Origin of the sequence: unidentified bacterial endosymbiont, assembly GCF_918320885.1 — a bacterium.
Taxonomy (GTDB): domain Bacteria; phylum Pseudomonadota; class Gammaproteobacteria; order Enterobacterales.
The window spans coordinates 1,375,622-1,400,426 of sequence record NZ_OU907312.1 but is presented as its reverse complement, the minus strand read 5'-3'; the positions used below and the strand labels follow the sequence as shown (position 1 = coordinate 1,400,426).

General features: G+C 53.4%; 26 protein-coding genes and 2 pseudogenes. 5 read left to right on the top strand and 23 right to left on the bottom strand.

The genetic code is table 11. The features are described from left to right. The 16 genes from NL324_RS07120 to NL324_RS07045 all read right to left on the bottom strand — a co-directional run bounded on the left by NL324_RS07120 (position 1) and on the right by NL324_RS07045 (position 15,142). Positions 1–579, bottom strand: a complete 579-nt coding sequence (locus tag NL324_RS07120) for a phage baseplate assembly protein V (protein WP_253306670.1) — start codon at positions 577–579, stop codon at positions 1–3. Beyond that, positions 573–1,106, bottom strand: coding sequence for a hypothetical protein (locus NL324_RS07115; RefSeq protein WP_253306671.1), 534 nt, complete (start codon positions 1,104–1,106; stop codon positions 573–575). Before NL324_RS07115 ends, NL324_RS07120 begins: the two co-directional genes overlap by 7 nt. Beyond that, complete coding sequence (locus NL324_RS07110; protein WP_253306672.1) at positions 1,103–1,630, bottom strand: phage tail protein; 528 nt, start codon at positions 1,628–1,630, stop codon at positions 1,103–1,105. The genes NL324_RS07115 and NL324_RS07110 overlap by 4 nt, the downstream gene beginning before the upstream one ends. Beyond that, entirely contained in the window at positions 1,627–1,935 is a 309-nt protein-coding gene (locus NL324_RS07105; protein WP_253306673.1) for a head-tail joining protein, read from the bottom strand. Before NL324_RS07105 ends, NL324_RS07110 begins: the two co-directional genes overlap by 4 nt. Next, on the bottom strand, positions 1,932–2,939 hold the full coding sequence (locus NL324_RS07100; protein ID WP_253306674.1) for a major capsid protein: 1,008 nt from the start codon (positions 2,937–2,939) through the stop codon (positions 1,932–1,934). Before NL324_RS07100 ends, NL324_RS07105 begins: the two co-directional genes overlap by 4 nt. Positions 2,940–2,956: 17 nt before the next feature. Next, the gene (locus NL324_RS07095; protein ID WP_253306675.1) at positions 2,957–3,361 is read right to left on the bottom strand and encodes a head decoration protein; all 405 of its coding nucleotides are present in this window, start codon (positions 3,359–3,361) and stop codon (positions 2,957–2,959) included. Further along, entirely contained in the window at positions 3,358–4,437 is a 1,080-nt protein-coding gene (locus tag NL324_RS07090; protein ID WP_253306905.1) for a head maturation protease, ClpP-related, read from the bottom strand. The genes NL324_RS07095 and NL324_RS07090 overlap by 4 nt, the downstream gene beginning before the upstream one ends. Before the next feature lie 12 nt (positions 4,438–4,449). Further along, positions 4,450–5,934 carry a phage portal protein gene (locus NL324_RS07085; RefSeq protein ID WP_253306904.1) on the bottom strand — a complete coding sequence of 495 codons (1,485 nt, stop codon included), beginning with the start codon at positions 5,932–5,934 and terminating at the stop codon, positions 4,450–4,452. 4 nt (positions 5,935–5,938) lie between these two features. Then, positions 5,939–6,148, bottom strand: coding sequence for a phage head-tail joining protein (locus tag NL324_RS07080; protein ID WP_253306903.1), 210 nt, complete (start codon positions 6,146–6,148; stop codon positions 5,939–5,941). A 7-nt stretch (positions 6,149–6,155) separates the two neighbouring features. Further along, positions 6,156–8,075: a phage terminase large subunit family protein gene (locus tag NL324_RS07075; protein ID WP_253306902.1), complete on the bottom strand. Its 1,920-nt coding sequence runs from the start codon at positions 8,073–8,075 to the stop codon at positions 6,156–6,158. Continuing rightward, positions 7,978–8,505 carry a hypothetical protein gene (locus NL324_RS07070; RefSeq protein WP_253306901.1) on the bottom strand — a complete coding sequence of 176 codons (528 nt, stop codon included), beginning with the start codon at positions 8,503–8,505 and terminating at the stop codon, positions 7,978–7,980. Before NL324_RS07070 ends, NL324_RS07075 begins: the two co-directional genes overlap by 98 nt. A 117-nt stretch (positions 8,506–8,622) precedes the next feature. After that, positions 8,623–9,855: a site-specific DNA-methyltransferase gene (locus NL324_RS07065; RefSeq protein ID WP_253306900.1), complete on the bottom strand. Its 1,233-nt coding sequence runs from the start codon at positions 9,853–9,855 to the stop codon at positions 8,623–8,625. A gap of 695 nt (positions 9,856–10,550) precedes the next feature. After that, positions 10,551–10,946: a DUF6362 family protein gene (locus NL324_RS07060; RefSeq protein WP_253306899.1), complete on the bottom strand. Its 396-nt coding sequence runs from the start codon at positions 10,944–10,946 to the stop codon at positions 10,551–10,553. A gap of 840 nt (positions 10,947–11,786) precedes the next feature. Beyond that, positions 11,787–14,171: a phage/plasmid primase, P4 family gene (locus tag NL324_RS07055; RefSeq protein ID WP_253306898.1), complete on the bottom strand. Its 2,385-nt coding sequence runs from the start codon at positions 14,169–14,171 to the stop codon at positions 11,787–11,789. A 94-nt stretch (positions 14,172–14,265) separates the two neighbouring features. Next, positions 14,266–14,415: a hypothetical protein gene (locus tag NL324_RS07050; RefSeq protein WP_253306897.1), complete on the bottom strand. Its 150-nt coding sequence runs from the start codon at positions 14,413–14,415 to the stop codon at positions 14,266–14,268. A gap of 529 nt (positions 14,416–14,944) precedes the next feature. Beyond that, a complete protein-coding gene (locus NL324_RS07045) occupies positions 14,945–15,142 on the bottom strand; it encodes a DNA-binding protein (protein WP_253306887.1) in 198 nt (65 codons plus the stop codon). A 375-nt stretch (positions 15,143–15,517) separates the two neighbouring features. On the opposite strand from NL324_RS07045, the gene NL324_RS07040 reads away from it, so the two are divergent. Genes NL324_RS07040 through NL324_RS07025 form a run of 4 tightly spaced genes read left to right on the top strand, consistent with a single transcriptional unit; the run spans position 15,518 to position 18,019 of the window. Then, on the top strand, positions 15,518–15,736 hold the full coding sequence (locus NL324_RS07040) for a hypothetical protein (protein ID WP_253306896.1): 219 nt from the start codon (positions 15,518–15,520) through the stop codon (positions 15,734–15,736). Continuing rightward, entirely contained in the window at positions 15,733–16,239 is a 507-nt protein-coding gene (locus NL324_RS07035; protein ID WP_253306895.1) for a DUF2924 domain-containing protein, read from the top strand. Before NL324_RS07040 ends, NL324_RS07035 begins: the two co-directional genes overlap by 4 nt. Then, the gene (locus NL324_RS07030) at positions 16,236–17,591 is read left to right on the top strand and encodes a recombinase family protein (protein WP_253306894.1); all 1,356 of its coding nucleotides are present in this window, start codon (positions 16,236–16,238) and stop codon (positions 17,589–17,591) included. Before NL324_RS07035 ends, NL324_RS07030 begins: the two co-directional genes overlap by 4 nt. After that, positions 17,588–18,019 (top strand): hypothetical protein, encoded by a 432-nt coding sequence (locus NL324_RS07025; protein ID WP_253306893.1) that lies wholly within the window; start codon positions 17,588–17,590, stop codon positions 18,017–18,019. Before NL324_RS07030 ends, NL324_RS07025 begins: the two co-directional genes overlap by 4 nt. A gap of 65 nt (positions 18,020–18,084) precedes the next feature. Here the strand turns inward: NL324_RS07025 and NL324_RS07020 are convergent, their stop codons facing one another. The 3 genes from NL324_RS07020 to NL324_RS07010 form a co-directional block, all read right to left on the bottom strand. Then, the gene (locus NL324_RS07020; RefSeq protein WP_253306892.1) at positions 18,085–18,471 is read right to left on the bottom strand and encodes a hypothetical protein; all 387 of its coding nucleotides are present in this window, start codon (positions 18,469–18,471) and stop codon (positions 18,085–18,087) included. A 141-nt stretch (positions 18,472–18,612) separates the two neighbouring features. Next, positions 18,613–18,852, bottom strand: a complete 240-nt coding sequence (locus tag NL324_RS07015) for a hypothetical protein (RefSeq protein ID WP_253306891.1) — start codon at positions 18,850–18,852, stop codon at positions 18,613–18,615. A gap of 5 nt (positions 18,853–18,857) precedes the next feature. Next, positions 18,858–19,178, bottom strand: coding sequence for a hypothetical protein (locus NL324_RS07010; protein WP_253306890.1), 321 nt, complete (start codon positions 19,176–19,178; stop codon positions 18,858–18,860). A gap of 528 nt (positions 19,179–19,706) precedes the next feature. Between NL324_RS07010 and NL324_RS07005 the strand changes: the two are divergent. Further along, positions 19,707–20,726: pseudogene (locus NL324_RS07005) on the top strand (reverse transcriptase domain-containing protein); the annotation flags it as partial. A gap of 40 nt (positions 20,727–20,766) precedes the next feature. Here NL324_RS07005 and NL324_RS07000 read toward each other — a convergent pair. From NL324_RS07000 to NL324_RS06980, 4 genes and pseudogenes are all read right to left on the bottom strand, one after another. Continuing rightward, positions 20,767–21,932: pseudogene (locus tag NL324_RS07000) on the bottom strand (IS3 family transposase). 58 nt (positions 21,933–21,990) lie between these two features. After that, entirely contained in the window at positions 21,991–23,613 is a 1,623-nt protein-coding gene (locus NL324_RS06990; RefSeq protein WP_253306889.1) for a phage/plasmid primase, P4 family, read from the bottom strand. 94 nt (positions 23,614–23,707) lie between these two features. Next, a complete protein-coding gene (locus tag NL324_RS06985; protein ID WP_253306888.1) occupies positions 23,708–24,271 on the bottom strand; it encodes a hypothetical protein in 564 nt (187 codons plus the stop codon). Positions 24,272–24,386: 115 nt separating this feature from the next. After that, positions 24,387–24,584, bottom strand: a complete 198-nt coding sequence (locus NL324_RS06980) for a DNA-binding protein (RefSeq protein WP_253306887.1) — start codon at positions 24,582–24,584, stop codon at positions 24,387–24,389. Positions 24,585–24,805: the final 221 nt, after the last annotated feature.

Sequence of the window (24,805 nt, the reverse complement as noted above, 5' to 3'; positions counted from 1 at the left end):
TCACTGTGGTGGACTGGTCTCGGCGTTACTGCCCTGGGCTTGATGGCGATGCTGCTGCAGGCTAATGCCATCCGCTTGGATATCCCCAGTCGCCTGGATTGAGCCCTCTACCCGCAGTTCCCCTTGAAGGAGCAGTTGCGGGACTTTAATTGTGACAGTGTCACTACTTTCCACTGTGATCATCTGTGCATTGCTGATCTTGATGGTTTGGATCCCCGCCACTTCCAAAGTGCTGGTTTGCCAGTCATACAGCAGTTGGGCACCATCGGGCAGACGGAGCGCTATCGTTTGCGGCTGCTGATCGGCTGGCTGATAGGTCTCGGTGTAGAATCCGGTCAAAATAAAGCCGAGCTCAGGCATGCCAGAGGCAGAGAGCAGCAGACACTGCTCACCGACTGTTGGCGGGCACCAGCTGGTGACTTGACCGGCACGGCTCTGCCAAGGCAGCCAAGCTGAGATCCAGTCACCGACTCGTACCCGAGCGCGAGCGGTGGTATAGTCGATAGCCGCGATAGTGCCTGGTTGAATCATCGCTGCTAGCCGTCGATCCAGCTCAGCCACCACAAATCCTGCTAGCATGCCCGCTCCTTAATCAGCTGGTGATCAACAGGAGGCCCGGCATCCGGAGTAAACCCCACTGCTAGGGTCAATTCACTCTCATCCCTGTAGGGCCAGACTACCGTCCCTAGATGCAGTTCATGCGACCACTCCACACTCCAGGCCAGATAGCCTTCTAAATCAGGCTTAATCAGCGCCTCACCCATCCGGCTCAGCTTGGCTGGGGTGATCGGCAAACCCCACTGCTCATGGGTTAGGGCGACGACTACTTGAGCTGCGAGCTCGCGCACGGAGAGCGCTGCCTGCGGCCGATTAGGATCGACCATCACTCTCGCCTGTAGGTGGGCGACTAGCGCCGTTTCACCGGTACCCGGATCGTCGCCAGGCTCTAGTTCAGTCAGTTCGATCAGCACGGCTGGCAAGGCTAGCGTGCGTTGAATCACTGGATAGGCGGCAATCCACACGGGGGCTGTTAACTTGCACTGTAGGCCATGAACAATGGCTTGGTGCAAACTGGCCAAGGAGATCAGCGTCGTGGGGTGATTCATGTTTTAGCCAATGCTTGGTGGATCGCATAGTTCACCTCTTGAGCCAAAACGGTCAACAGGCGCGGGCGGAGCTGGCGGGCGGCCGCGGTAAAGGCCGCTTCTCCGGCACTAGACCAGGCCACTGTAACGTTGCCATAGCGGGCTGATTTCGGAGTCAGTCGCCGAAACACCGGACCATTGGGCGCCCGGTAGCGCATCAGCCAGGCCCCGGCAAAGTGGTAACGGCCGACGCTAACCCCGGTGCGAGTCTGTTTAGGTTGTCCCAAGTGATGCGCTGGGAGGGGGTTTAACCCCAACCACACTTTGCCACTGCTCGCTGATTTTGGGAAAAAATAGAGCCGTTTTTTAATCAGCTTCTGTGGGATTTTGGTCTGTTGGCTGATCGCTTTGGCCGTTTGCGTGGCGATCCAGCGACTACTTTTTTTCAGCGTACGGCGCCAGGCTGTTTGGCAGGCTTGGGCCCCCAAGGGGCGCAGTTTTCGCATCACTGCTTCCACATCCAGGGTGACGGTTAACGTGGTCAATCAAGCGGCCTTAATAACAGGACCGTCAGTCCAGTGCTGTCGGGCTCAATCCCGACCACTGTGTAATCGAGGGCGCTAAAGCTCACCAGCGTGCCGGTGCTGATGGTGCGGGCATCCTCCTCTCTAATCACCAGGTGTGGCTCAAGGAGGCCGGTAGTTAATTGGCCTAATTGCGGGGCTAGCCAGGGGGCGGAAAACATCCCTTGGCAGGGATTCCCAGCAATCTCTACGGTATCGGAGAGTAACTCAAAGAGTCGCGCATCCTGGGCAGTGACCAGATCACGAAAAGGTTGTCCGGTGATCATTTGGCGGTGAGTTTAATGATGGCTCGGGGCTTGGTGCAGAGATTGAGCGGATTAGACTGCGCCTCAAGCTCAATGCCTTTGTCCAGCCGCAGCCGCTCCTGCTTGGCGTAGAAGGGCAGGCCAATGGTATTCACCGTCTCCACATAATCGGCCGGGGCATAGCGGGTAATGAGAAAGTCACTGATGCCGACGGGGATCAAATAACCCTCCTGATCGTTGATAAAGGAGAGTTTACCCACGCGGCCATAAAACTCCTTCCACATCACCTCACAAAAGGTGAAGCCTTTTCGCAAATCGTCGCGTAAAAATTGGCCATCATTCCAGCGGGCAAAGGCCTGTTGGACCGAAGGGTGGCTGATCAAGGCGTCATAGAAGCCCCGCCCACAAATGGCCAACCAGCCGGTGATGACTCCAGCATCGCCCAGGGCATCTTCACTTTTACGTTTGGCCTCCAGTACCTTTTTTTGCACCTCGCTGCTGGCATCACTGAAGCCCATCGTGACGCTGTTCTGTTTGATATTAAAACTTTGGTAGAGATCGAGCAGCTTACGGCTACCATCGGCATCAAAAATCTCGCCGGTGATGGCACCCACCCGCTGATAGCGCAGGGTGGCCTCGAGCCGTTGGCGCATCTTCTGCAGCCGCTTAGCCACCAGGCTTTGTAGGGTTTGTGCGGTATTCTCCGTGCCAAAGGCGCGGATATTTTGGAACTCATCGGCTTTAATGGCAGCCACCGTGGCCAGATGCAAGGTGGCGAAGGGGATCAAATCTCTTTTACTGGCCAATGTGACATCCGTGGGGGCGCCGCGTTCACTGGCGGGGACTAATGCCAGTTCGTTGCCTTCGCGCTCAATCAGCACCGAGGTGGTGGTGATCCCCTCCTCTTCAAATAGGCTATCGAGTAGCGTGGGGACTGCTTGCCCCTCTGGGGGCTGATTAATAGCGGCGGTCAGCGAGGTAACGCTAAAGGCGTGATCATTAAAGGCTTCAAAACTGACGGGCATCGGCTGGACCTATGGTGTTAACGCACGATTAAAAAGCGGGCAGCGAGGGAGTGCCGGGCGACTTCATCCAGCCCGGTTAATAACGCGCGGCTGACTTCAGCTAAGCGGACACAAGCGCCCCCATTTCTGGGAAGGGTATCGGCCGGCACCGGGTTGACTAACAGCGCCAGCGTGGGCGGCGGCTCAGGGGTTGAAGGTTCTGCTTCTGCCTCACGGCTACTGGGTTTTACCCGGGTGCCTCTATTAGCGGGGCTCTCCGGGGTATACACGCGATAAGTGCTGGTGGCGTCGTCCAAGATCAGCAGTTGTCCGGCGGGTAAGGGATCGCCAGCAGTGAGCGTGATGGCTTCCCGTGACAGGCGTCCTGGGCTCTCTGAAATAATAAATTCAGCGGGGTGTACCGGCTCTGTTTTGATGTTCATAAGACTCCTCTTAAGGCTTGTAGGGTGGTGGTCGCCAGGCGGTGGCGGCGCGCATAGATCTCCGTGCTCGGCGGCAACGGCGTGACTAGGGGTTCTGTTGTGATCGCTTGCGGGTTAATCGGTATCGTGGCTGCTACCAGCTGGTTAAGCAGTTGAGCACGGACGCTGTCAAGGGTCATCGCTGATTGCAGGCAATGAACGGTCCACTGTGGTTGGTTGGCGGTTTTACACAGAGAGTCAATGGCGCTAATACGCTCCAGCTCAGCGGCTACTTGGATCTCATCCGCCAGATCGAGGCGCCGCAGTAGGAACTCACTGGGGGCTGTTAATCCCGCCTGACAGTAGGCACTGACGAGCCTAACAATATTATGAAGCGGGGGCTCTGCGGCTGGAGCAGGAGCTGAGGAGGGCTTATCTACCAAGGCAGTTGGTGCTAACAGGGCCGCTGGCGCGCGCTTAAACTGGTGTATTAAGCCGCTGGAGCTGATGGTGGCGGTTATCTTATTTTCAGGCGTGATCTCATCAGCAAACCCTAAGGCAACTGCCTCAGTGGCGGTAAACCAGCTCTCTTCATCCAATAGCAGCGCCAACTTATCGGCCTCTAGACTGGGGGCCCGGCGCTGATAGGCGGCTAAAATCCCCTCGCGGGTTTTATCGATCAGATCGGCGGTCTTCCTGAGCTCCTCTGCAGTGCCATAGGCGAGTGACCAGGGGTTGTGGATCATCAGCAAGGCATTGGCTGCCATGACGACTCTATGGCCGCCACAGGCGATGACACTGGCAATCGAGGCGGCTAAGCCATCGATGCGGACGGTACAGCGGTCGCCTAAGCGCAAGAGGGCGTTGTAAATGGCAAAGCCATCAAAGACATTGCCCCCGGGACTGTTAATCGCCACGGTGATGGGGCTGCTGCCATCATCCATCGCTGCAAGATCTTGCAAAAACTGGCTGGCGCTAATACCCCAGAGACCGATTTCGTCGTAGATCAATACTTCGATGGCTTTGGGTTGGTGAGGGGTCGCCTGGGCGTGGATGTGATACCAGCACCGTGAGGTTGCCCTACTGGGAGTCGTCATTCAGGTTGTTCCTTAAATTGATGCCTTGGGATCACTCTCAGCCACCGCGAGCCGAGGATCGGAATCGTATTGCAGTCCCCAGGCATCTACCCGGGCATTGTCTGCCGCATTTTCGGCATCGATTAACTCAGCATCATAGCCTTGGCGTAAAGCGACCTCTGAGCGGGAGGTAAAGCCGGCGCGTACCTCCATTCGGCGGGCCTGGACATCCTGGACGGGATGCAAGTAGGGCCAGCCCTGAGGTACCCAACGGGTACGCCGATAGTGGCGGCGCTGCTGCGGATAATCGGGCAGCTGAATCGCCCCCGCCAATACCGCCAGATCGAGCCAGGCGTTGCGCACTGGCCGGCAGAGTTGATAGACAAAAATGCCAAATTGTCGCTGTTCGATACGCCGTCTAAATTCGTTCAGGACCACGCGAATGATCCGATCACTGATCCCGCGGAGATCGCCGGTCAATAATTCATAGGGCAACCCAGCACCGGCAGCGGTGGCTAACAGCTGTTGGCGCATAAAATCGGGGTAGGTGTTGCCGGCATCCGGTGGGGTGGAGAAGTGGATATCTTCGCCGGGCAACAGCTCTTGCAGGGTACCGGGCTCCAAGCCCACCATCGGGGTAAAGCCGTCGCTATCGGGCCGCAGGGGAGCGCCGGTCAGCGGATCGGTTAAGGGCTCATCGGGCACCGGCTTGCGAATAAAGCCGGCAAACAGATTGGAGACCTCCTGGCGAAACAGCACGGCATCATCAAAGTTATCCAGTGACTTCAACCGCGTTAATACCGGAGCCAACAGCGGGACCCCCCGCAGCTGCCCGGGCCGCAGCGGTTCAAAAATATGCAGGAGCTGGTCCGCGGGCACCCGAATGAGCTGATTGGCACCAAACTGGGGCTCTAAACGCTCCCCAGGATGCCGGGGATAGACCCAGTAGGCCACTCGTTGACCCTGCCGGTTAAATTCGATCCCGGCCCGGATGGCGTGCCCATTGGCTAACAGTTCATGCTTCTCATGGGGCACAAATTCCGGCTCAAGCAGCTGTAACTGCAGAGGCACCGCCCAATCAGCATTTAATCGCTGCGGCTGTAGCCTGACAAAGCACTCCCCAGCCTCATAGAGTGTTCGGCAGACGATGGCTTGCAGTCCATACCAATCGGTACGGCCATCCCCATCGACCTCTTCGGTCCAATCGTCCCACAGCTCCTGTAACTGCCGACGGATCTGATCGTCTGGGTGTTGGGGTTTTGGTGTGATGCCGGTTCCAATGGTGCTCGACACTAAATGATCGATCGCCGAAAAGGCATAGGGATCATTCCGGGTCATCGCCCGTGCCCGATCCCGTAGCGCTTGCAGACCGCCCAGGGCTATCGCACTAGGACCACTGCTGGGCGCGTTCCAGGTGTGGGTGCGCCTACCCGATCCGGCAGCTTCATAACTCGCCTTGAGCAGTCGCTCGGGGATGACAAAGCCCCGCCGTTGCAGCCAGGGATAGTTTAGGGCCATTGGCTTACAACCCCTTGCCTGCATGGTAGAGCCGCGTGAGTCGTGAGCGCTGGGGTGGCAGTTGGGTACTCCGCTCAGTCAGCATGCGATCACGGGCCTCAATCAGCTCCTTAATCGAGCGATACTCAATGGAGCGATCGGCAAACCGCACGATCCGCTCACCCTTAGCGATGGCCTGTTCTAGTCGCTCAATATCTTCTTGTGCAAAAGCCATAAGCTCCTTAACGTCGAGGCCGTAAATAGTGAGATAACGAGCAGCGTCGCGACCGGGCAACCCGTGCAGGCAGTGGCGCGGTTGGGGCTGTGGCTGCTACCGCTATTTGGGGTACGGAGTGACTGAGGGTTGCAGGCCGGGCCTGCTCTTCATGCTGTAAGGCCAGGCGGTGACTATGTGTTAATAGCAAGCGACGCTCTATCTTCAGTCCCTGTAGCGCTGCATAGGCGTAGACCCGACAGTCCAGGGCTTCATTCCGCGCCCCGGGTGGCTTTTCCCAGCGGCGGATCTCCTGACCACGGTGGTCGAGCTTGGTCACCCGTTTTTCGATGGTGGCCTGTTTAAACCACTCATCGTCGTAGGAGAGGGCAAAGTGACAGTAGCCAGGCTTGCCAAGGGCAACCTGCCAGTAGGCATAAATGGTATCTTTCGCGGTATCGACCCCAATTAACCGCAGGGTGTGGCCGCGATATTTACCCGAGCGGGTATGGCGCTTCGGCCAGACGGGCCTGGGGCCATATTGGCCTTTAATCGCCCAGAGATTGCGGGCAAAACGGGGGGTGGCAAACTCATACACCTGCTGCACATGATGCCCTCCAGAGTCAATGCAGACCGCGGCTATCCGTAATACGCGGCCATCCTCCGTGAGAAAGCGCCCGTTGATTAACAGCTGATCAAGCTGTTGCCAGCTCTCAGGCTCCACCGGGCTCCCCTGCAGGGAAATCGCCTCAATCCCCCAGGACTCCTCGCCAACCCCCCAACCGACAATTTCCAACTCCAGGCGATCTTTTTGGGTATCGACCCCAACCGTTATTGTTAAAATTCCGTTGGGCAGGCTATCGGGGGCATAGTGTTCCCGCTGCAGTGAGAGCTGCTGGGGATCGGCCCGATCGCCTAAGGACTCAAAGGGCAAGCCTAGGGTGGTATTCCACCAGCTGCGCAACTCCTCGGGATTGCCTTGGGCTTTTAAAAAGTCACTGGCGATCTCTGAGAGTTTGCGCCAAGGGGAGTAGAGTTCATTCAGATGAAAGCCGGGGATCGGGCTGTTAACTACTTGCGCTCTCCATTCACCCGCTGCCAACATCGCGGGGCGATCCGCCTCCTGGATCAAAGCCCCGCAGGCGGGACAGAGTAAACAGGTTTTCGAGGGCTCCTCTTCTGGGATGAAGATCTGCTGCCACTCCAGAATGTGACGATGGTCACAGTGCGGGCAGGGGACCCAGAAGTGGCGTTGATCGGATTGCAGCCAAGCCCGTTCAATCCGACTATGTCCCTGGATAGTGGGGGTGGAGACCAGGACAATTTTTTTGCGTGACCGAAAGGTGGTGGTCCGTTTGCGCGCCAGGGTGACGGGATCGCCCTCGGTGCCGGCCGAGGCGGGGTAGCGGTCGACCTCATCACAGAGCAGCACCCGAATGGGGCGGCTGGAGAGGCTGGCGGCACTGTTGGCGCCGGCGATGGTTAAATGACCACCGGGAAAATACTTTTTTAAGATGGTGTTGCCGGAGTCGCGACTCTTGGCGTCACGCACTTTAGCCGCCAAGGCGGGGGTATCGCGGATCATCGGCGCTAAGCGCTCTTTAGAGAAGCTCTCCCCCATCTCAATGGTCGGTTGTACCATCAAGATAGGCGAGGCATCGAGATCGATGTAATAGCCGATCAGCGCTTTTAAAATCAGGGTCTTGCCTACCTGGGCTGAAGACATGATGACCACCTCTTCGACGCCCGGCTCGGTGAAAGCCTCCATGATGCCGCGCTGATAGGGGGCGCGGTGTCCTAGGTACTTTCCAGGTTCTGCGCTATCTTCTGGTGACAGGTAGAGATTAGCCTCACTCCATTGGCTCACGGTCATCGTTGGTGGCGGGCGCCACAGCTGTTGGACTTGGGTGATCAAGCCCTGAAGAGTCAACGAAAGGGATCTGTGCAAGTTCTGCTAACGCCTCCATCAGCCGATCGGTGAGCAGCTGCTCAATGGCCCCCTCGGTGCTGAGGGGCTGGAGTAAGGGGGCGGTCCGGGCTGGCAAGGCTAATAATTTAGCGCGGGCGGCGGTGACCATCGCCCCCCAACAGCGGGCCACCTCAACGGCGGGGACCAGGGTACTTTGTAAGCGGGCGGTCTCCAGCTCAGTTTTTGCCGCTTGGGCGCGGGCCAGGCGGGTTTTTTCAACCAGCAGATCGCCACTATCGCCGTGAGCGATCGCACGGAGATGGCGGATATAGGCGATCACAGAGGGCACAATCTCATACTGCCCGCGGCTTACCGGTTTTGGGAGCACTTTGGCGGCCACCAGCTGTTGGATGCGGCGTGGGGTGATATCCAGCAGCTTAGCCAGTGACTCGACCGTGGCTATGGCCATGGATACCTCTCAATTGTTTGAGGAAGCGAACCTTTAGGCCGATCGGTCTCTAGTCAAATCACGCGGGTTAATGGCACCAAATGGCTCTCTAGGTCCAGGGGCCCCCCGCGGTGGTGGCTAACTGGCAGCCGCGAGCTCATCAAAGCAGCGGTGATCGGCTTGGCGTCGAGCGGTCTGGCCCGTCAACGTCTGCCAGCGCTGTATGATGACATCGACATAGTGGGGATCGAGCTCCACTAACCGGGCACGTCGTTGAGTCTTCTCGGCCGCTATCAGCGTGGTACCGGAACCAGCAAATAGATCGAGCACCAGATCATGGGGGCGGCTGCTGTTGTTCAGGGCCCGCTCCACCAGGGGCACTGGTTTCATGGTGGGGTGGAGATCGTTTTTCAGCGGCTTATCGAAGAACCAGACATCGCCTTGATCACGATCGCCACACCAGAAGTGTTTGGCGCCGGCCCGCCAGCCATAGAGGGCCACCTCATATTGGCGCTGATAATCGGCTCGTCCGAGGGTAAAGCGGTTTTTCACCCAGATGATAAAGGTGGACCATTGGCCGCCAGCTTGCTGAAAGGCCTGTTGCAGTTGGTCGAGCTGCTTGGCGCCCATACAGATATAGACAGCGCCCTCGGTGTACTGCAGCAGCTGGCGGCAGCTGATGGTGAGGAACTTGGTAAAAGCTTCCCCCAGGTTGTCGTTGATAATCGGCCGGGGGGAGTGGCGCCCTTGGCGCTGTGTGCGGCCTTGATAATTGACGTTGTAGGGGGGATCGGTAAAGGCCATAGCAGCCTGTTCACCGTCCATCAGCTGCGCTAATACCGCGGGATCGGTGGCGTCGCCACAGAGCAGCCGGTGGGCTCCCAATAGCCAGCAATCGCCCAGCTGACTGACTGGCGAGGGTAGGGGATCTGGCAGCAGCTCATCAGCAGCAGTCGGTGACTCCTCCTGACTCAGTTCAGTCAATAGTGCTGAAAGTTCCTCCGTGGAAAAACCGGTTAACGACAGATCGAAATCAGCGGCTTGCAGGGTCTGCAAAGCGACTTTGAGCAGTGCTTCATCCCACTCGGCATTGGCAGCCAGCTGATTATCGGCTAACCGATAGGCCTGCTGCTGTAGTTCGGTGAGCTGTTTCAGTTCGATCACTGGCACCTGCTGCCATGCCAGCTGCTGGGCCGCCAACAGCCTGCCGTGGCCGGCAATAATGCCGTTCGCCCCATCCACCAAGATAGGGGTGGTCCACCCAAAGGCTTGAATAGAGGCGGCGATTTGCGCCACCTGAGCCTCAGAGTGCTGGCGGCTATTGCCGGCATAGGGAATCAACGCTGCAATGGGGCGGTATTCAATCTGCACCGGCGGTCTACTCTGGAAAAAAGGGGAAAGGGGAGAGCTTGTTCCAAGCTTACTGTAAATCATACCCTTATTTTGGCAAATTGGTTAGTGGGGCAGTTTTTGCAAGCTTCCCCAGATCTCCACAGCTGGCTGATTAAGCAGGTTATCATCCTGAATTTCTAGTAATTTCTATTACTGGTTGTTAGTGAAGATAGCCATCGGGAATTAACGCTGCAATGCAGCGGTATTCAATCTGCACCGGCGGTTTACTCTGGAAAAAAGGGGAAGGGGAGAGCTCGTTCCAAGCTTACTGTAAATCATACCCTTATTTTGGCAAATTGGTTAGTGGGGCGGTTTTTGCAGGCTTCCTCAGATGGCCACAGCTGGCTGATTTAGCGGGTTATCACCCTGAATTTCTAGTAATTTCTATTACTGGTTGCTCAGGGGGGGGGGAGTCCATGTTGTTCAGCTGTTGCGCTACACAGTTCAGGCCCTGCTGTCGGCATAGAGAATTAACGCTCTAATGGGGCGTTATTCAATCTGTACCGGCGACCTACTCTGGAAAAAAGGTGAAGGGGACAGCTCGTTCCAAGCTTACCGTAAATCATACACTTATTTTGGCAAATTGGTTAGTGGGGCGGTTTTTGCAGGCTTCCTCAGATGGGCACAGTATGCTGATTTAGCGGGTTATCACCCTGAATTTCAGGTAATTTCTATTACTGGTTGTTCGGGGGGGGGGCACTGTTGTTGAGCTGTTGCACTACACAGTTCAGGACGTGCTGCCAACGCTGTTTAGCGGTCACGCGGTGACACCCCACCCGCTCTGCGATGTGGCGCCAGGAGTAGCCCTTAGCTCGCAGCCAGATCAGTTTACGTTGCTCGGTCGCCAACCCCACCACCCAGCGGCAGCTCTCTAGCATCAGCTCCACCGCCTCCGGGGGCGGCTGGTGATAGTGATTGGAGTCTTCGCTCCCCTCTGGTAAGCTTTTTTGCTGTAAAATCAACTCCCAACAGCCGGTGAATCCTTTGGCGCGTGGGGTGGGTAAACAGCGTGCTACTTGGGCGGCCTGTTCGAATCGTATGGCTATCTGCTCAATGGTCCATGGCGGCATAGTGGCTCCTCCATAATCTATAAATGGTGTTAAAAGCTTCTGTAGGCTATTTTAACGAGAGATAACACCAATAGTAATGGGGTGGTAGGTGTTCAAGTATAAAATCTCTTTAAAGTAGATTACAGCGACTTTTAGTGGTTCCCCCTGGCCACGAGAGGGTTGTCACCCTAAACGTGCTACCCCTCAATCCTCTTGGGCGGGGATGCAATAGCAGGCTCGTCTCCAGCCTGCTAGACTTAAATCAAGATAAGAATGTCACTAGGTGGTGACAAAGTGACAGAATGACACAAGGTTATATTTTTTTATTACCCGTGCGCATACGCTCGCGTATTGTTAATTACTTAATAAAAAAATAAGTAAAAATGTGTCACTACAGTCACTATGCCGATAGACTGTACTCATCGAGCACTTGATGAGTCACGCGAATGGTCACTGGGCTTAAAAAGCTCAAAACAGATCCAACCGTCGAGGTCCTCTATTCAACAGGTTGGCGGAGCAGATGGGCTGCCCCATGATCTCCAAATAGCGCTAAAAGCTCCTGTAAGCCATTTTAAGGCGATATATTACCTATGTTAATAGGGTTTGTGCTTAAATTATAAAAAATGCCTTAAAATCGATTATATCAACTTTTAGTGCTTTTACCCTGGACACGAGAGGATTGTTGCCCTGAGCGGGCTACCCCTCAATCCTCTTGGGCGGGGATGCAATAACCGGCTCGTTTCCAGCCTGCTACTCTTAAATCAAGATAAAAATGTCACTAGGGGGTGACAAAGTGACAGAATGACACAACGTTATATTTTTTTATTACCGGTGCGCCCGCACGCGCGTATTGTTAATTACTTAATAAAAAAATAAGTAAAAATGTGTCACTACAGTCACTATGCCGATAGACCGTACCAATCGAGCTTTCGATGAGTCACAGTAACGGTCACTAGGCTTAAAAAAGCTCACCGGGTTTTTTAATTGAACCCCAGAAAAGCCTCTCGCCCCACCGGTCAAACGAGTTCTATTAAATTTGCGGGCCATCATCTGTTTAGAAAATCTTCTGACAGAACCAATCAATTCCCCAGAGCGTTCAGCCCATTGCCGCCAATCAGCAAACAAATCAGAGACCTTTTCACACTGCCCGGTAGAGAGCTGACAATTCTCCTCGAGCCATTGTCCGAAGGCATCTTCGATTTCAAAATACTCCTCCGTGGCTGAGGTCACACAACTCGGTGGATTTAATCCTTCACGCTGCCAAGCTTTACAGCCAGCTATCGCCCACGCTAAAATACCATCCCGTTCCTGGAGTAATTTGTCAATCAACTGTTTATCCTGTTTTTCAGGCGGAATGGTGACCAAGAAGGGGATGAGCTGTAATCTGCGCTGCAGGGCATGATCGGTATTAGCAATCACCGGCTTATGGTTGCCAGTAATCATTAATTTAAATTGTGGAATGTAGTCAAAGAAATCTTGGTGCATAAATCTGGCCACTATTTTATCACCGCCAGTGATGGCCTTAATTCTTGATTCATTCCAGGCGTGGCTCTCTTCAGTTTCAACGCAACAGACCACTCTAGCGCCTTTTAAACCGGCTAAATCGGTTGGATGTTGTTCATATTTAGTTCTCACGAAGGTCTCCATGGAGGCACTGCCGGCATAATCCCCTAAAATGGTAGTCAGCACGTTCACCCAGACAGATTTTCCATTTGCTCCGGTTCCATACAAAAAAAACAGCGCATGCTCTTGGGTGGAGCCTGTCAAACAGTAACCCGCCAGGCGTTGCAAATAGTCTATGAGCTCTATATTACTATTGGTGATAGTGTGCAAAAATGAGTGCCAGGTTGGACTCTCTCCCTGTGGCGTGGCGGTCGCTATTTTCGTGATTCTATGGTTGCGCTCAGGGGGCTGACTCTCACCAGACAATAGATTAATGACCCCGCCCGGGGTATTGAGGGCCCAAATATCGAGATCCCACTCATCAACCGCGGCAACATGTTGTGGATCGGAAGCCGCTATTTTCACCACCGCAGCGATAGTGGCGTAGCTGGATAATCTATTTTTAAGCGTTGCTTTGTCACTGTTTGAGGCAGCTTCACAGCATAGGCCTCTAGCCAGATGGAAGATATGCAGAGCGGTGTCGATTTCCCAGCGCTTGCCATTCCAAAATAGCCATTTTTTCCAGGGTTGGCAATAGAGCCAATCCTCATGATAGCGATGAGTCAATAGAGTGGCTAAGCCATTCTCGGTTCGACAATCCATCCCAGATACTCCCGCTAAGGGCTCAGTAGTTGACGTTAACGAGGTGGTGGAAGTTTTTTTAGCAGTCGCCATCAAGGTCGCTATATCAAAGCCCTCAGCGAGGGCATCGGCGGCATCCCAACCGGCGGGTTTATTGGGGGGGAGTGTTAGAATAGCGACGGAAGCCGCCTTGGCGGCTTGAATAGCCTGAGCAGCCCGCTGAGCGTACGCCTGGCCGGGCGGATCGTTGTCTGGCCAAATCAGCACCTCTTTCCCAGCTAATGGCGTCCAATCGGTTTTTGCTATTGGCGCCTGTGCGCCATTCATGGCGGTGGTGGCGGTGATGCCGATTTTTATCAAGGCCGCCGCACACTGCTCCCCCTCCACCAAAACCACCTGAGTAGCTTGCTTAACCCCTGGAAGGTGATACAAGGGGCGTGGCGTGGGGGCTTGATACTTTCTAGCACGCACATCCCAAGGGCAGAACAGCTTGCCTTGAGGCGTATCATAGCGATAAACGCAGGCCAGCAGCTCGCCTTGGTCGCTGAGATAGTGCCACTGCTGAGTAGGTGCGCCCCGCTCGTCAAGATACACCCCTGGCTGGGGTTGGCGAGGTGGCGTAGGGAGCGGGGCGGTAGAGTCCATTCCCAACCACTGCTGGAGCTCCTTCAAGAGTTGGAGGAAGTCATTCGTGGAGGTGAATTGTTGTGAGCCAGCACACAGTGCGAACACATCGCCGCCCTCATCGGTGGCAAAATCTTTCCAAAAACCGCGTTTGTCCCCTTGGAGCTCGACCACCAGGCTTTTGCCACGATCACCGGCCAAATTACCGATAAAAAACTTACCATGGCGGCTATACCCTTGGGGAAACAGCGTTTGTAGCAGGCGCTCTAGCTGTGCCAGTAGCCCGTTCCGGAGTGCCTGCAGATCATGGAAACCGCTCACCGGTTGTTGATCAGGATCATGATTAAAATCAAACCAGTTAGGGTTATTGTCAGTCATGAAAGGTATTCTCCAATAATTAGTCTGTTGAGCTGCCAGCGCCCTCCAATGGCGCCAATAATGAGCGGATAAGTTATCTAAGAAGGGGTAGTAGTTATCGATCACTGCCCCAGAAGGTAGGCAGGTCCTGATGAGAATCATCACTACCCCTGGGGGCCAGCTGCTCTAGCAGCAGCCCTGGATAGTCGGGATGGCCCGGCATCAAGGCGGTTTTAATAACATTATTACCACTGGCTTTTTCCACCTCGATTTTTGCCAGAAACTCCAGGCCCTCAAGCGCCTCAAAACCATAGATTAAGCGCGCCTGTTGGGCTGCCGGGCTCTGGTCCAGGGGCTGAATACCATTTGCGGAGTGGAGGATCGCCTTAATAAAACTGCGACCCCGGAGGCCCCACTCTGCGCCTTTGGGGCTGTAGAGGCCGATCAGCGACCAGATTTTGCGCTGTTGATAGGGGCCTGCTAGTACAGTAAATTCACAGTTTAGGTAAATAGCGCCGCTGCTCTCATTTTTAGTTGCCCAGCCGCCCTCCCAGCCTTGTGCCTGATCGTTATAGCCACCCGGTCGAATATGTAGACTGACTTAAGTCATCGTCCCATGGGGAATTAACGCCACGGTGTGTTGATCGGGCGCAGTATTAAAATCAAAAAAGTTCATCATTAAGCCTCAAGTTAGTTGGTTAATTCAATGAGTTAAAATCTTAACTACTCATTTTTTAAGACAAAAGGTACAGCCTTAGTGGTTTTTTATGGATTTATTCAATAGTAGTCAGGCTTTATTTTCTGCTATGAGAAGTACTCCGACGTAAACTGGTTAATTCAAACTCTTCAATATCCTCCAGACGATACAGTACTCGCCCTTGCAGTTTTAAAAAAATAGGACCGATTCCCTTACTGCGCCAACGCTCTAAAGATCCTTCACTTAGATCCCAACGGGTCGCCAATTGATTTTGATTCAAGTGTCTAATGCTCATAAAGTTCTCTGATGGATAATGTGTTTTATTATTTATTCACCCGGTCAATTGAGTAGGGTTCTTGAGTGACCATCATCCGTGCCACTGATCAAAAATGCCAGCCAGAGATTCAGGGCATTTGTGGAGTATTGAGGGCTATTGCGAGGATAACGCGATTTTATTTAATTTTATTTTTGGCCGCCAAAGCTATTTTGGGTAGCCATCGATTGCCAACCGTAGCCACCAGCCCGTTGTCACCGAATGCTCAGAGCCCATCAGCTGTCAAATTCTGTCAACGCTAGCCCGTACTCCCCGCCAGCGGCTAGAAATCTCTGCCTAGCATTCCAGTGTGGTGATCGGGATGATAGCGTTTATTGAACCCCTGGAGTGCTACCGATGGAGACCATCCACCCATTACTGCCTGCGCAAATGACCCCAGAGCAGCGCTGCCTAGCCATCGCCGCCATTCTGGCTACTGGCCTGTGCCGTCTGCGAGCTAAAAACAGCGGTATAACCCCGGATAAACTCGCAGAGCGTCAGGTTTTACTTGGCTTTCGCGGCGAACCGAGCGTTCATAGGGGCCCGGCCCACCCCTCAATCAGGGAATCCTTATGACCACTCGGAGCACCCGATCCCCTAGCAACACCTCAGTGATGGCACAAATTGTTAATCTGCCGCAACTGGGGATGCCAGAACTCAAAGCGCTATGGCAACAGCTCTTTACCAGTGAAGCTCCTACCCATAATCGCCGCTTTCTAGAACGGCGGATCGCTTACCAGCTGCAGCTGCTGGAGTACAGCAAAACTAATCAGCCGCTAGTCACGCGTAATCAGCAGCGTATTGAGCAGCTGATCGCTCTAGAACAACAACCGTCGCCAAATCGCGCAGCCAGTCAGGCGTTGCTCCCGGGGACACTCCTAAGCCGCCACTATCAAGGGGTCGATCACCAAGTGATAGTCCAGGCCGCTGGCCAGTTTATCTATCAGGGGCGGCCCTACAGCAACCTGTCGCAGCTAGCCAGAGAAATCACCGGCACCCGCTGGTCGGGGCCGCTATTTTTTGGCCTAAAGGAGCGCCCTAAAGTCTCCACCGCGACGAAGCAGCGGGGTGGTCGATGAGTGAGGGGATTCAGCAACGCCAGCGCTGCGCAGTCTACACCCGCAAATCCAGCGATGAGGGGCTAGAGCAGGAGTACAACTCCATCGATGCCCAGCGGGATGCTGGTCATGCCTACATTGCCAGTCAACGTACGGAGGGCTGGCTGCCGGTAGCGGATGATTATGACGATCCCGCTTACTCCGGCGGCCATATGGAGCGTCCAGCCCTGCAGCGACTGCTGGCAGACATTGAGGCGGGGCAGATTGATATCATTATTATCTATAAAATTGACCGCCTGACCCGCAATCTCAGCGATTTTTCCAAAATGGTCGAGCTATTTGATCGCCAAGGGGTCTCCTTTGTCTCGGTGACCCAGCAGTTCAATACCACCACCTCGATGGGGCGGTTGATGCTGAATATCTTGCTCTCCTTTGCGCAATTTGAACGGGAGGTGACCGGCGAGCGCATCCGCGATAAGATTGCCGCCAGCAAACGTAAAGGGATCTGGATGGGCGGCACACCACCGCTGGGCTACGATGTTCAAGATCGCCGCTTAGTCCACAACCCGGCAGAAGCCCAGCTGGTGCAGCAGATTTTTCACCGTTTTATAGCGCTGGGCTCCAGTACTTTGCTAGTGAAAGAGCTCCAGCAAGCGGGCGCCACCTCCAAAAGCTGGACCACCCAGCGTTGCCAGGTTCGCCTGGGCAAACCGATAGATAAGAGTTTGATCTACAAATTGCTCAATAACCGACTCTATCTGGGTGAGCTGCCACATCAAGGGCAGTGGTACCCGGGTGAGCAGGCGGCGATCATCGATCAAGCCACCTGGGATAGCGTCCAGGCGATCTTGGAGACTCACCGCCGAATCCGCAGCAACCACACCCGGGCCACCGTGCCTTTTCTGCTGAAGGGGTTGCTGTTTGGCAGTGATGGCCGGGCGCTATCGCCCTGGCAGACGGTCAAGAAGCAGAGCGGTCGCTGCTATCGCTACTACATCCCACAGCGGGATGCCAAGGAGTACGCGGGTGTCTCAGGCGTCCCCAGGTTACCGGCGGCACAACTAGAGGCGGCAGTGTTTGAGCAGCTGCGCAGCCTACTGCGCTCCCCTGATTTACTGGAACCGATACTAACACAGGCCCAGCAACACGATCCCAGCCTGGATGAGGCCCAAGTCACAGTAGCGATGATTCAGTTGGATACTGTGTGGGCAGAGCTGTTCCCAGCGGAGCAGGCAAGGATTTTTAAGCTGTTAATTGAGAAGGTGGTGGTCTCAGCGGATAATTTAGAGGTGCGCTTACGAGTTACCGGTCTGCAACAGTTGGCCAGGGAGCTTCAGCCGCCACTAGCACCAATCAAGAAAAGCGCCGCATGAATGAGATCAGGATCCAGAGCAGTGGTAAAACCGCCGTGCTGACTGCCAGTGATGGCCGGGTCACCTTATCGGTGCCGATTCAGATCAAGCGCCGCGGCTGGCATAAGGTGGTGAGGCTGCCCAACGGCACCCCGCTAAAGCCACCGTGCCCAGAGAAGCCCACGCCACTGCAGTTAGCCTTGGCCCGCGGCCACCGCTGGCTAGCGCTGCTGGAGTCAGGGCAAGCAGCCACCCTAGCTGAGGTCGCCAAGCAAGTGGGGGTGGATAGCGCCTATGTTAGCCGGATGGTCAACCTCACCACCCTGGCACCAGATATCGTCGAAGCTATCCTTGATGAAACTTTGCCATCCACCGTCACCCTATTCATGCTAGCCTCTAATACACCGCTACTGTGGGAGGAGCAGCGACAGTTGCTGGAGTCACCATAGAGGGCTTTGCATGGCAGTTCGGGCCCTATAGATAGCATTTAACCGGCGATGACAGTGACCAACTTTTAATCAAATTCTTTTTCTAACTTTTCTAAAACTTTTTGATAAATATCAATAAATTCAGGATCACCGTCACTAAGGCGATCATGAAAATATTTTTGGTAAAATTCTTCCGGGCGAAAAGCTATCTGATGCTCACTGATTTTTTTTATTTTCCAATATTTAGATGGACGATCATCAATTACATTAAATAAGCATAAAGGTGTTGGAAATATATAAAAATAAGGCATTTCAAGAGTTATAGAGCCATTTTCTATTAAATTGTTAGTCATTCCCAATACTGTATAGATTTGACCTTCTTCAAATGGATATTTGAAATCATTTTCTTCAACAATACCTAGCTGTTTTTTTTGATCCTTTGATAACTTATTCGCCAAACAGATGACTTTCATTATTTCCTCAATTCTAATGGGATGGTTTTAGCCTCAACCAATTTTCCTGTAACTGCTACATTGGCCTCTATTGGTCTGGAAAGCTCTAGAAATCCAGCACTTACCAACGATTTGGAGACACTGCCAAATTAACAATCAGCATTATAAGTTATCTTTGACGATCTCTTCCTTTGCTTTAATTAAAGCATTAATTAATTTATCCAATGGCATTTTTGCGATAAAATTATGTGCTTTATCCGTTCCAAATAACTCAATTTCTAAATTGTCTGTTCCTTTATCTTGATTGATTTCTGCTATTTTTTCACGCTCAAGCTGGACCTCAATTGTCAATTTTTCATACTCTTCTGGACTTGAAAAAAACAACTCTATTTTTTCATTCATGGCTCTTATCTCATTTCAACGTAGTGGATCAAGCAGTGTATTAAACGAACCATCTGCATTGTATCTAACACCGTGACCATCAGGCAATCGGTACTGAAATCTTCCTCGGGATAGATTTTTTCTGCAGCCGCCTCGCCGCCGAGGGCGTGGGTGGTGCCGGTGATGAGGGTGGAGACGAGGTTTTTGCGGGCTTCGCGCTCTGATAGGCTGAGAGTGCTGCTGCTCTCCCCATAGGCGCTGTCTAGCAGGTTGTACGCTGGCACTGACAGCTGGAGCCACTGGGGTGGCGTCGTGGCCTTGGTTAAATTAAAGCAATGTTTCGTCATTCGTCGCTGGATTAACAGAGTAAGTGCAGTGCGCCGTGCAAAGGCACGGTCTTCTAGCGGGTGCGAATCCCGTCCGGTAACTTTCGCTCCAGCCGGTAGCAATCGGAGCAGTCGTGAAGGTAACGAAACGGCTGAAGCCTTCGGTATAAAGGGTCATATTAGTGATTCAGCGATGATGTAGGCCATAACATGAGTGAACGCTGAGCAGGTCTCGAAAACTGTAATGCGGAAGCCGACCCGTCTGTACTTCGGGGAAGGCTGCCATTGGTTTGGGAAGAGAGCGAAGAATGCACTGAACTGATTCCGCCGGGATATTGGCGATGGCATGTATCAAAGAGGAAGAGTGTTGCAACACGGGAAGCCCTGTCGTGTGGCTGTGCGCGACCAGCCAACTAGACACCCGTGAGGGAGAGGCTAGGCGCGACAGGGTGGCGGAGAGGCCCGTAGTACCGAGGAAGCTGGGTAATGCCAGTGGAGGGAAGGGGCCTTGGTTCAAGATTAACGTAAGAAGTAGTAAAGGGGGGGAGATTGGGTAACCTAGCAACTCCTGGAAGTGTCCAGGCGCTACAGAGGGCGTTACATGCCAAAGCGAAGGCTGAACCGAGCTATCGCTTCTACTCGCTGTACGACAAGGTGTATCGTGAAGATGTGCTAGCTCACGCATACGCCTGCTGCAAGGCCAACAAGGGGGCAGCTGGCGTAGATGGCGAGCGGTTTGCAGATATCATAGCGTATGGCGAGGAGCGGTGGCTGCGGGAACTGGCGCAAGTGCTGAGGAACAAAAGTTATCAACCGGAAGCGGTAAAACGAGTCTATATTCCTAAACCACACGGCAAACGGCGCCCTTTGGGTATCCCAACAATTCGGGATCGCGTAGTGCAAACGGCGGTGATGTTGGTCTTAGAACCTATATTTGAGGCTGACCTGCCCCCTGAGCAGTACGCCTACCGTCCAAAGCGTGGGGCGCTTAATGCCGTGAAACAGGTCCATCGCCTGCTCAGCAGAGGGCTAACGCAGGTGGTTGATGCCGATCTATCGTCGTACTTTGACGGCATCCCACATGCGCAGCTACTCAACTCTGTGGCCCGCCGTATAGTGGATCGGATGCTACTGCATTTAATCAAGCAGTGGTTGAAGGCCCCTGTGGAAGAGAGTGATGCCCAGGGGAGCAAGCGACGCACTACCCAGAATCGGGACAGTGCGCGTGGCACGCCACAAGGGTCGCCAATCTCCCCCTTGCTATCAAACCTCTATATGAGGCGGTTCATTTTAGGCTGGCGCAAATTAGGTTTACAACGGCGGTATCAGGCACATATTGTGTCCTATGCCGATGATCTAGTGATCTGTTGCCGCCACGAGGCAGGGAAGGCTCTGGCAGCGATGCGCCAGTTGATGATTCGGTTGGGGCTGACAGTCAATGAGGAGAAGACTCGTATTTGCCAGGTTCCTGGAGAAACCTTTGATTTTCTGGGGTACACCTTCGGTCGATGTTACTCCCCCAAAACGGGGCGCGCGTACCTAGGTACACGCCCCTCGCGGAAGAGCCTATGATCTTGCCACCTTTTTTTAGACACAGAGAAGAGAAACCTTAAGCGACCTGGGATAACCAATTTTTTTCAAAATTTACAGGAGACAGATAGCCTAGCGTTGAGTGCCGTCTCTGTCGGTTATAAAACACTTCTACGTATTCAAAAATGCTCAATTTGGCTTGTTCTCTGCTCTCAAAACGTTCAAAGTGGGTGTGCTCTGTTTTTAAGGTATGGAAAAAACTCTCTGCTACTGCATTGTCATAACAATTGCCCGTACTACTCATGCTAAGCGTTATCTGGTGATGCGCCGATACAGCCTTGAATCCTTTGCTGGTATACTGGCTGCCTCGGTCGGAGTGGTGGATGAGACCTGCAGCAGGCTTCCTCCGTGTTATTGCCTGGCGTAATGCTGCGGCTACTAACTCGGTGGTCATGTGAGCTTGCATATCCATCCCCACGATACTACGAGAGAACAGGTCCAGTACGATAGCAACATACAACCATCCCTCTTGGGTCGGAATATAGGTAATATCTGCTGCCCAGTATTGATCAGGGCGAGTGGCTGTGAACTTCTGCTTGAGTAAATTAGGCGCCACTGCGGCCTTTGGATCGACTATTGTGGTTACCTTAAATCGTTTTTTCATCTTAGCCGCAATATGGGCTGCTTTCATTAGCCGACAAACCCGTTTGCGTGAACAGCGCTCACCTCTAGCTCGTAACTCAGCATGGATACGTGGGCTACCGTAAATTTGGTTGCTTATGGTATAAACCTCTTTAATTTCAGATATTAAACGCTCATCCTCACAATAGCGCTTGGATGGCTCAGCCTTGATAAACTGATAATAGCCACTGCGGGATACACCTAACACGTTGGACATCCTCTCTACGCTGAATTCCCCAGCATGCTTTTGCATAAACTGGTATTTTACTTGCGGGCCACTGAGAAGATGCCCAAGGCTTTTTTTAGGATATCCCTCTCTTCGCGTGCTATCGCCAATTCTTTCCGCAATTGACTGAGCTCAGCATCAGACGCTTTCAGGTATCCTTTGCCCGGGAAAGCCTCTGCACCATCCTTGTTATGCTGATGGACCCACCCTGCCAATGTACTCTTGGGAACTCCCAATTCCTCGCTCAATTGACAGAGCGTTTTACCAGTGCTGTGATACAGCTTTACCGCATTCAGCTTGAATTCCTTATCATAGCTCCTTGATTCCCCTTGATTCATAACTTCACCTCAAAAAGTAACAAAAAATTATACGCTTTGTTCCTCTTCGTTGTGTCCGTTAAAGGGTAGCAAGATCAGCCGCATAGTCACCCACCAGGGTGGACAAGGTGTTCACAAAAACACTTTTGCCATTGGCCCCGGTGCCATAGAGAAAAAATAGCGCCTGCTCCCGCGTGCTCCCGGTTAAGCAATAGCCAAACACCCTTTGCAGGTAATTGATCTGCTCTGTGTTACCGCCGGTGACTTGGCAGAGAAACTGTAACCAGTTTGAACAGTGACTGTTGGGCACTAAAGTCGCCGTTGCCATTTTGGTCATGCGATATTCACGGTTGTGGGGAGAGAGCTGCCCAGTTTGTAGATCGACTACCCCACCCGGGGTGTTCAGCATCCACTCATCAGCATCCCACTCATCGCTAGTAGCGGCGTGTCGTCGATCGCTTTTTATCAGCCGTTCCACGCTGCTCATGGTACTGGCTGCCGCCAATTTGCAGGCCAGTCGCGGAGTCTCTGCCTTGAGGGCTGCTTGCCGGCAGAGGTGACGAACCCGATCGGCCGCTGCTAAGGTCTCTTCAATCCGCCAGCGCTGACCCTCCCAGAGTAGCCATTTGCCCCAGGCGGCCACATAGCGCCACTCCTGTTGATAGTGATGCGTAAACAGCAGCGTGAGGGCATCTTCGGTGTTGATAATAGAGGGTATTGAGAGATTATCTGCTAGGATCTGATCGCTCTCCGCGGCCGGGGGCTGGAGGAGTACCCGGGTCCCATGTTGAATAAAAACCCTGCAGTCAAAGTCTTCAGCGAGGGCATCGGCAGCATCCCAGCCAGCGGGTTTATTGGGGGGAAGGGTTAGAATAGCGACGGAAGCGGCCTGTGCCGCTAGGATGGCTTGGGCAGCGCGCTGAGCGTACGCCTGGCCGGGCGGATCGTTGTCTGGCCAAATCAGCACCTCTTTCCCCGCTAATGGCGTCCAAGCGGTTTTTGCTATCGGCGCCTGCGCGCCATTCATGGCGGTGGTCGTGGTGATGCCGATTTTTATCAAGGCTGCCGCACACTGCTCCCCCTCGACTAAAACTACCTGAGTGGCTTGCTTAATGCCTGGAAGGTGATACAAGGGGCGTGGCGTGGGCGCTTGATACTTTCTAGCACGCACATCCCAAGGGCAGAACAGCTTGCCTTGAGGCGTATCATAGCGATAAACGCAGGCAAGCAGCTCGCCTTGGTCGCTGAGATAGTGCCACTGCTGGGTAGGTGCGCCCCGCTCGTCAAGATACACCCCTGGCTGGGGTTGGCGAGGTGGCGTAGGGAGCGGGGCGGTAGAGTCCATTCCCAACCACTGCTGGAGCTCCTTCAAGAGTTGGAGGAAGTCATTCGTGGAGGTGAATTGTTGTGAGCCAGCACACAGTGCGAACACATCGCCACCCTCATCGGTGGCAAAATCTTTCCAAAAACCGCGTTTGTCCCCTTGGAGCTCGACCACCAGGCTTTTGCCACGATCACCGGCCAAATTACCGATAAAAAACTTACCATGGCGGCTATACCCTTGGGGAAACAGCGTTTGTAGCAGGCGCTCTAGCTGTGCCAGTAGCCCGTTCCGGAGTGCCTGCAGATCATGGAAACCGCTCACCATCTGTTGATCAAGGGCGTTATTAAAATCAAACCAGTTAGGGTTATTATCAGTCATGAAAGGTATTCTCCAATAATTAGTCTGTTGGGCTGCCAGCGCCCTCCAATGGCGCCAATAATGAGTGGATAAGTTATCTAAGAAGGGGTAGTAGTTATCTATCACTGCCCCAGAAGGTAGGCAGGTCCTGATGAGAATCATCACTACCCCTGGGGGCCAGCTGCTCTAGCAGCAGCCCTGGATAGTCGGGATGGCCCGGCATCAAGGCGGTTTTAATAACATTATTACCACTGGCTTTTTCCACCTCGATTTTTGCCAGAAACTCCAGGCCCTCAAGCGCCTCAAAACCATAGATTAAGCGCGCCTGTTGGGCTGCCGGGCTCTGGTCCAGGGGCTGAATACCATTTGCGGAGTGGAGGATCGCCTTAATAAAACTGCGACCCCGGAGGCCCCACTCTGCGCCTTTGGGGCTGTAGAGGCCGATCAGCGACCAGATTTTGCGCTGTTGATAGAGGCCTGCTAGTACAGTAAATTCACAGTTTAGGTAAATAGCGCCGCTGCTCTCATTTTTAGTTGCCCAGCCGCCCTCCCAGCCTTGTGCCTGATCGTTATAGCCACCCGGTCGAATATGTAGACTGACTTGAGTCATCGTCCCATGGGGAATTAACGCCACGGTGTGTTGATCGGGCGCAGTATTAAAATCAAAAAAGTTCATCATTAAGCCTCAAGTTAGTTGGTTAATTCAATGAGTTAAAATCTTAACTACTCATTTTTTAAGACAAAAGGTACAGCCTTAGTGGTTTTTTATGGATTTATTCAATAGTAGTCAGGTTTTATTTTCTGCTATGAGAAGTACTCCGACGTAAACTGGTTAATTCAAACTCTTCAATATCCTCCAGACGATACAGTACTCGCCCTTGCAGTTTTAAAAAAATAGGACCGATTCCCTTACTGCGCCAACGCTCTAAAGATCCTTCACTTAGATCCCAACGGGTCGCCAATTGATTTTGATTCAAGTGTCTAATGCTCATAAAGTTCTCTGATGGATAATGTGTTTTATTATTTATTCACCCGGTCAATTGAGTAGGGTTCTTGAGTGACCATCATCCGTGCCACTGATCAAAAATGCCAGCCAGAGATTCAGGGCATTTGTGGAGTATTGAGGGCTATTGCGAGGATAACGCGATTTTATTTAATTTTATTTTTGGCCGCCAAAGCTATTTGGGGTAGCCATCGATTGCCAACCGTAGCC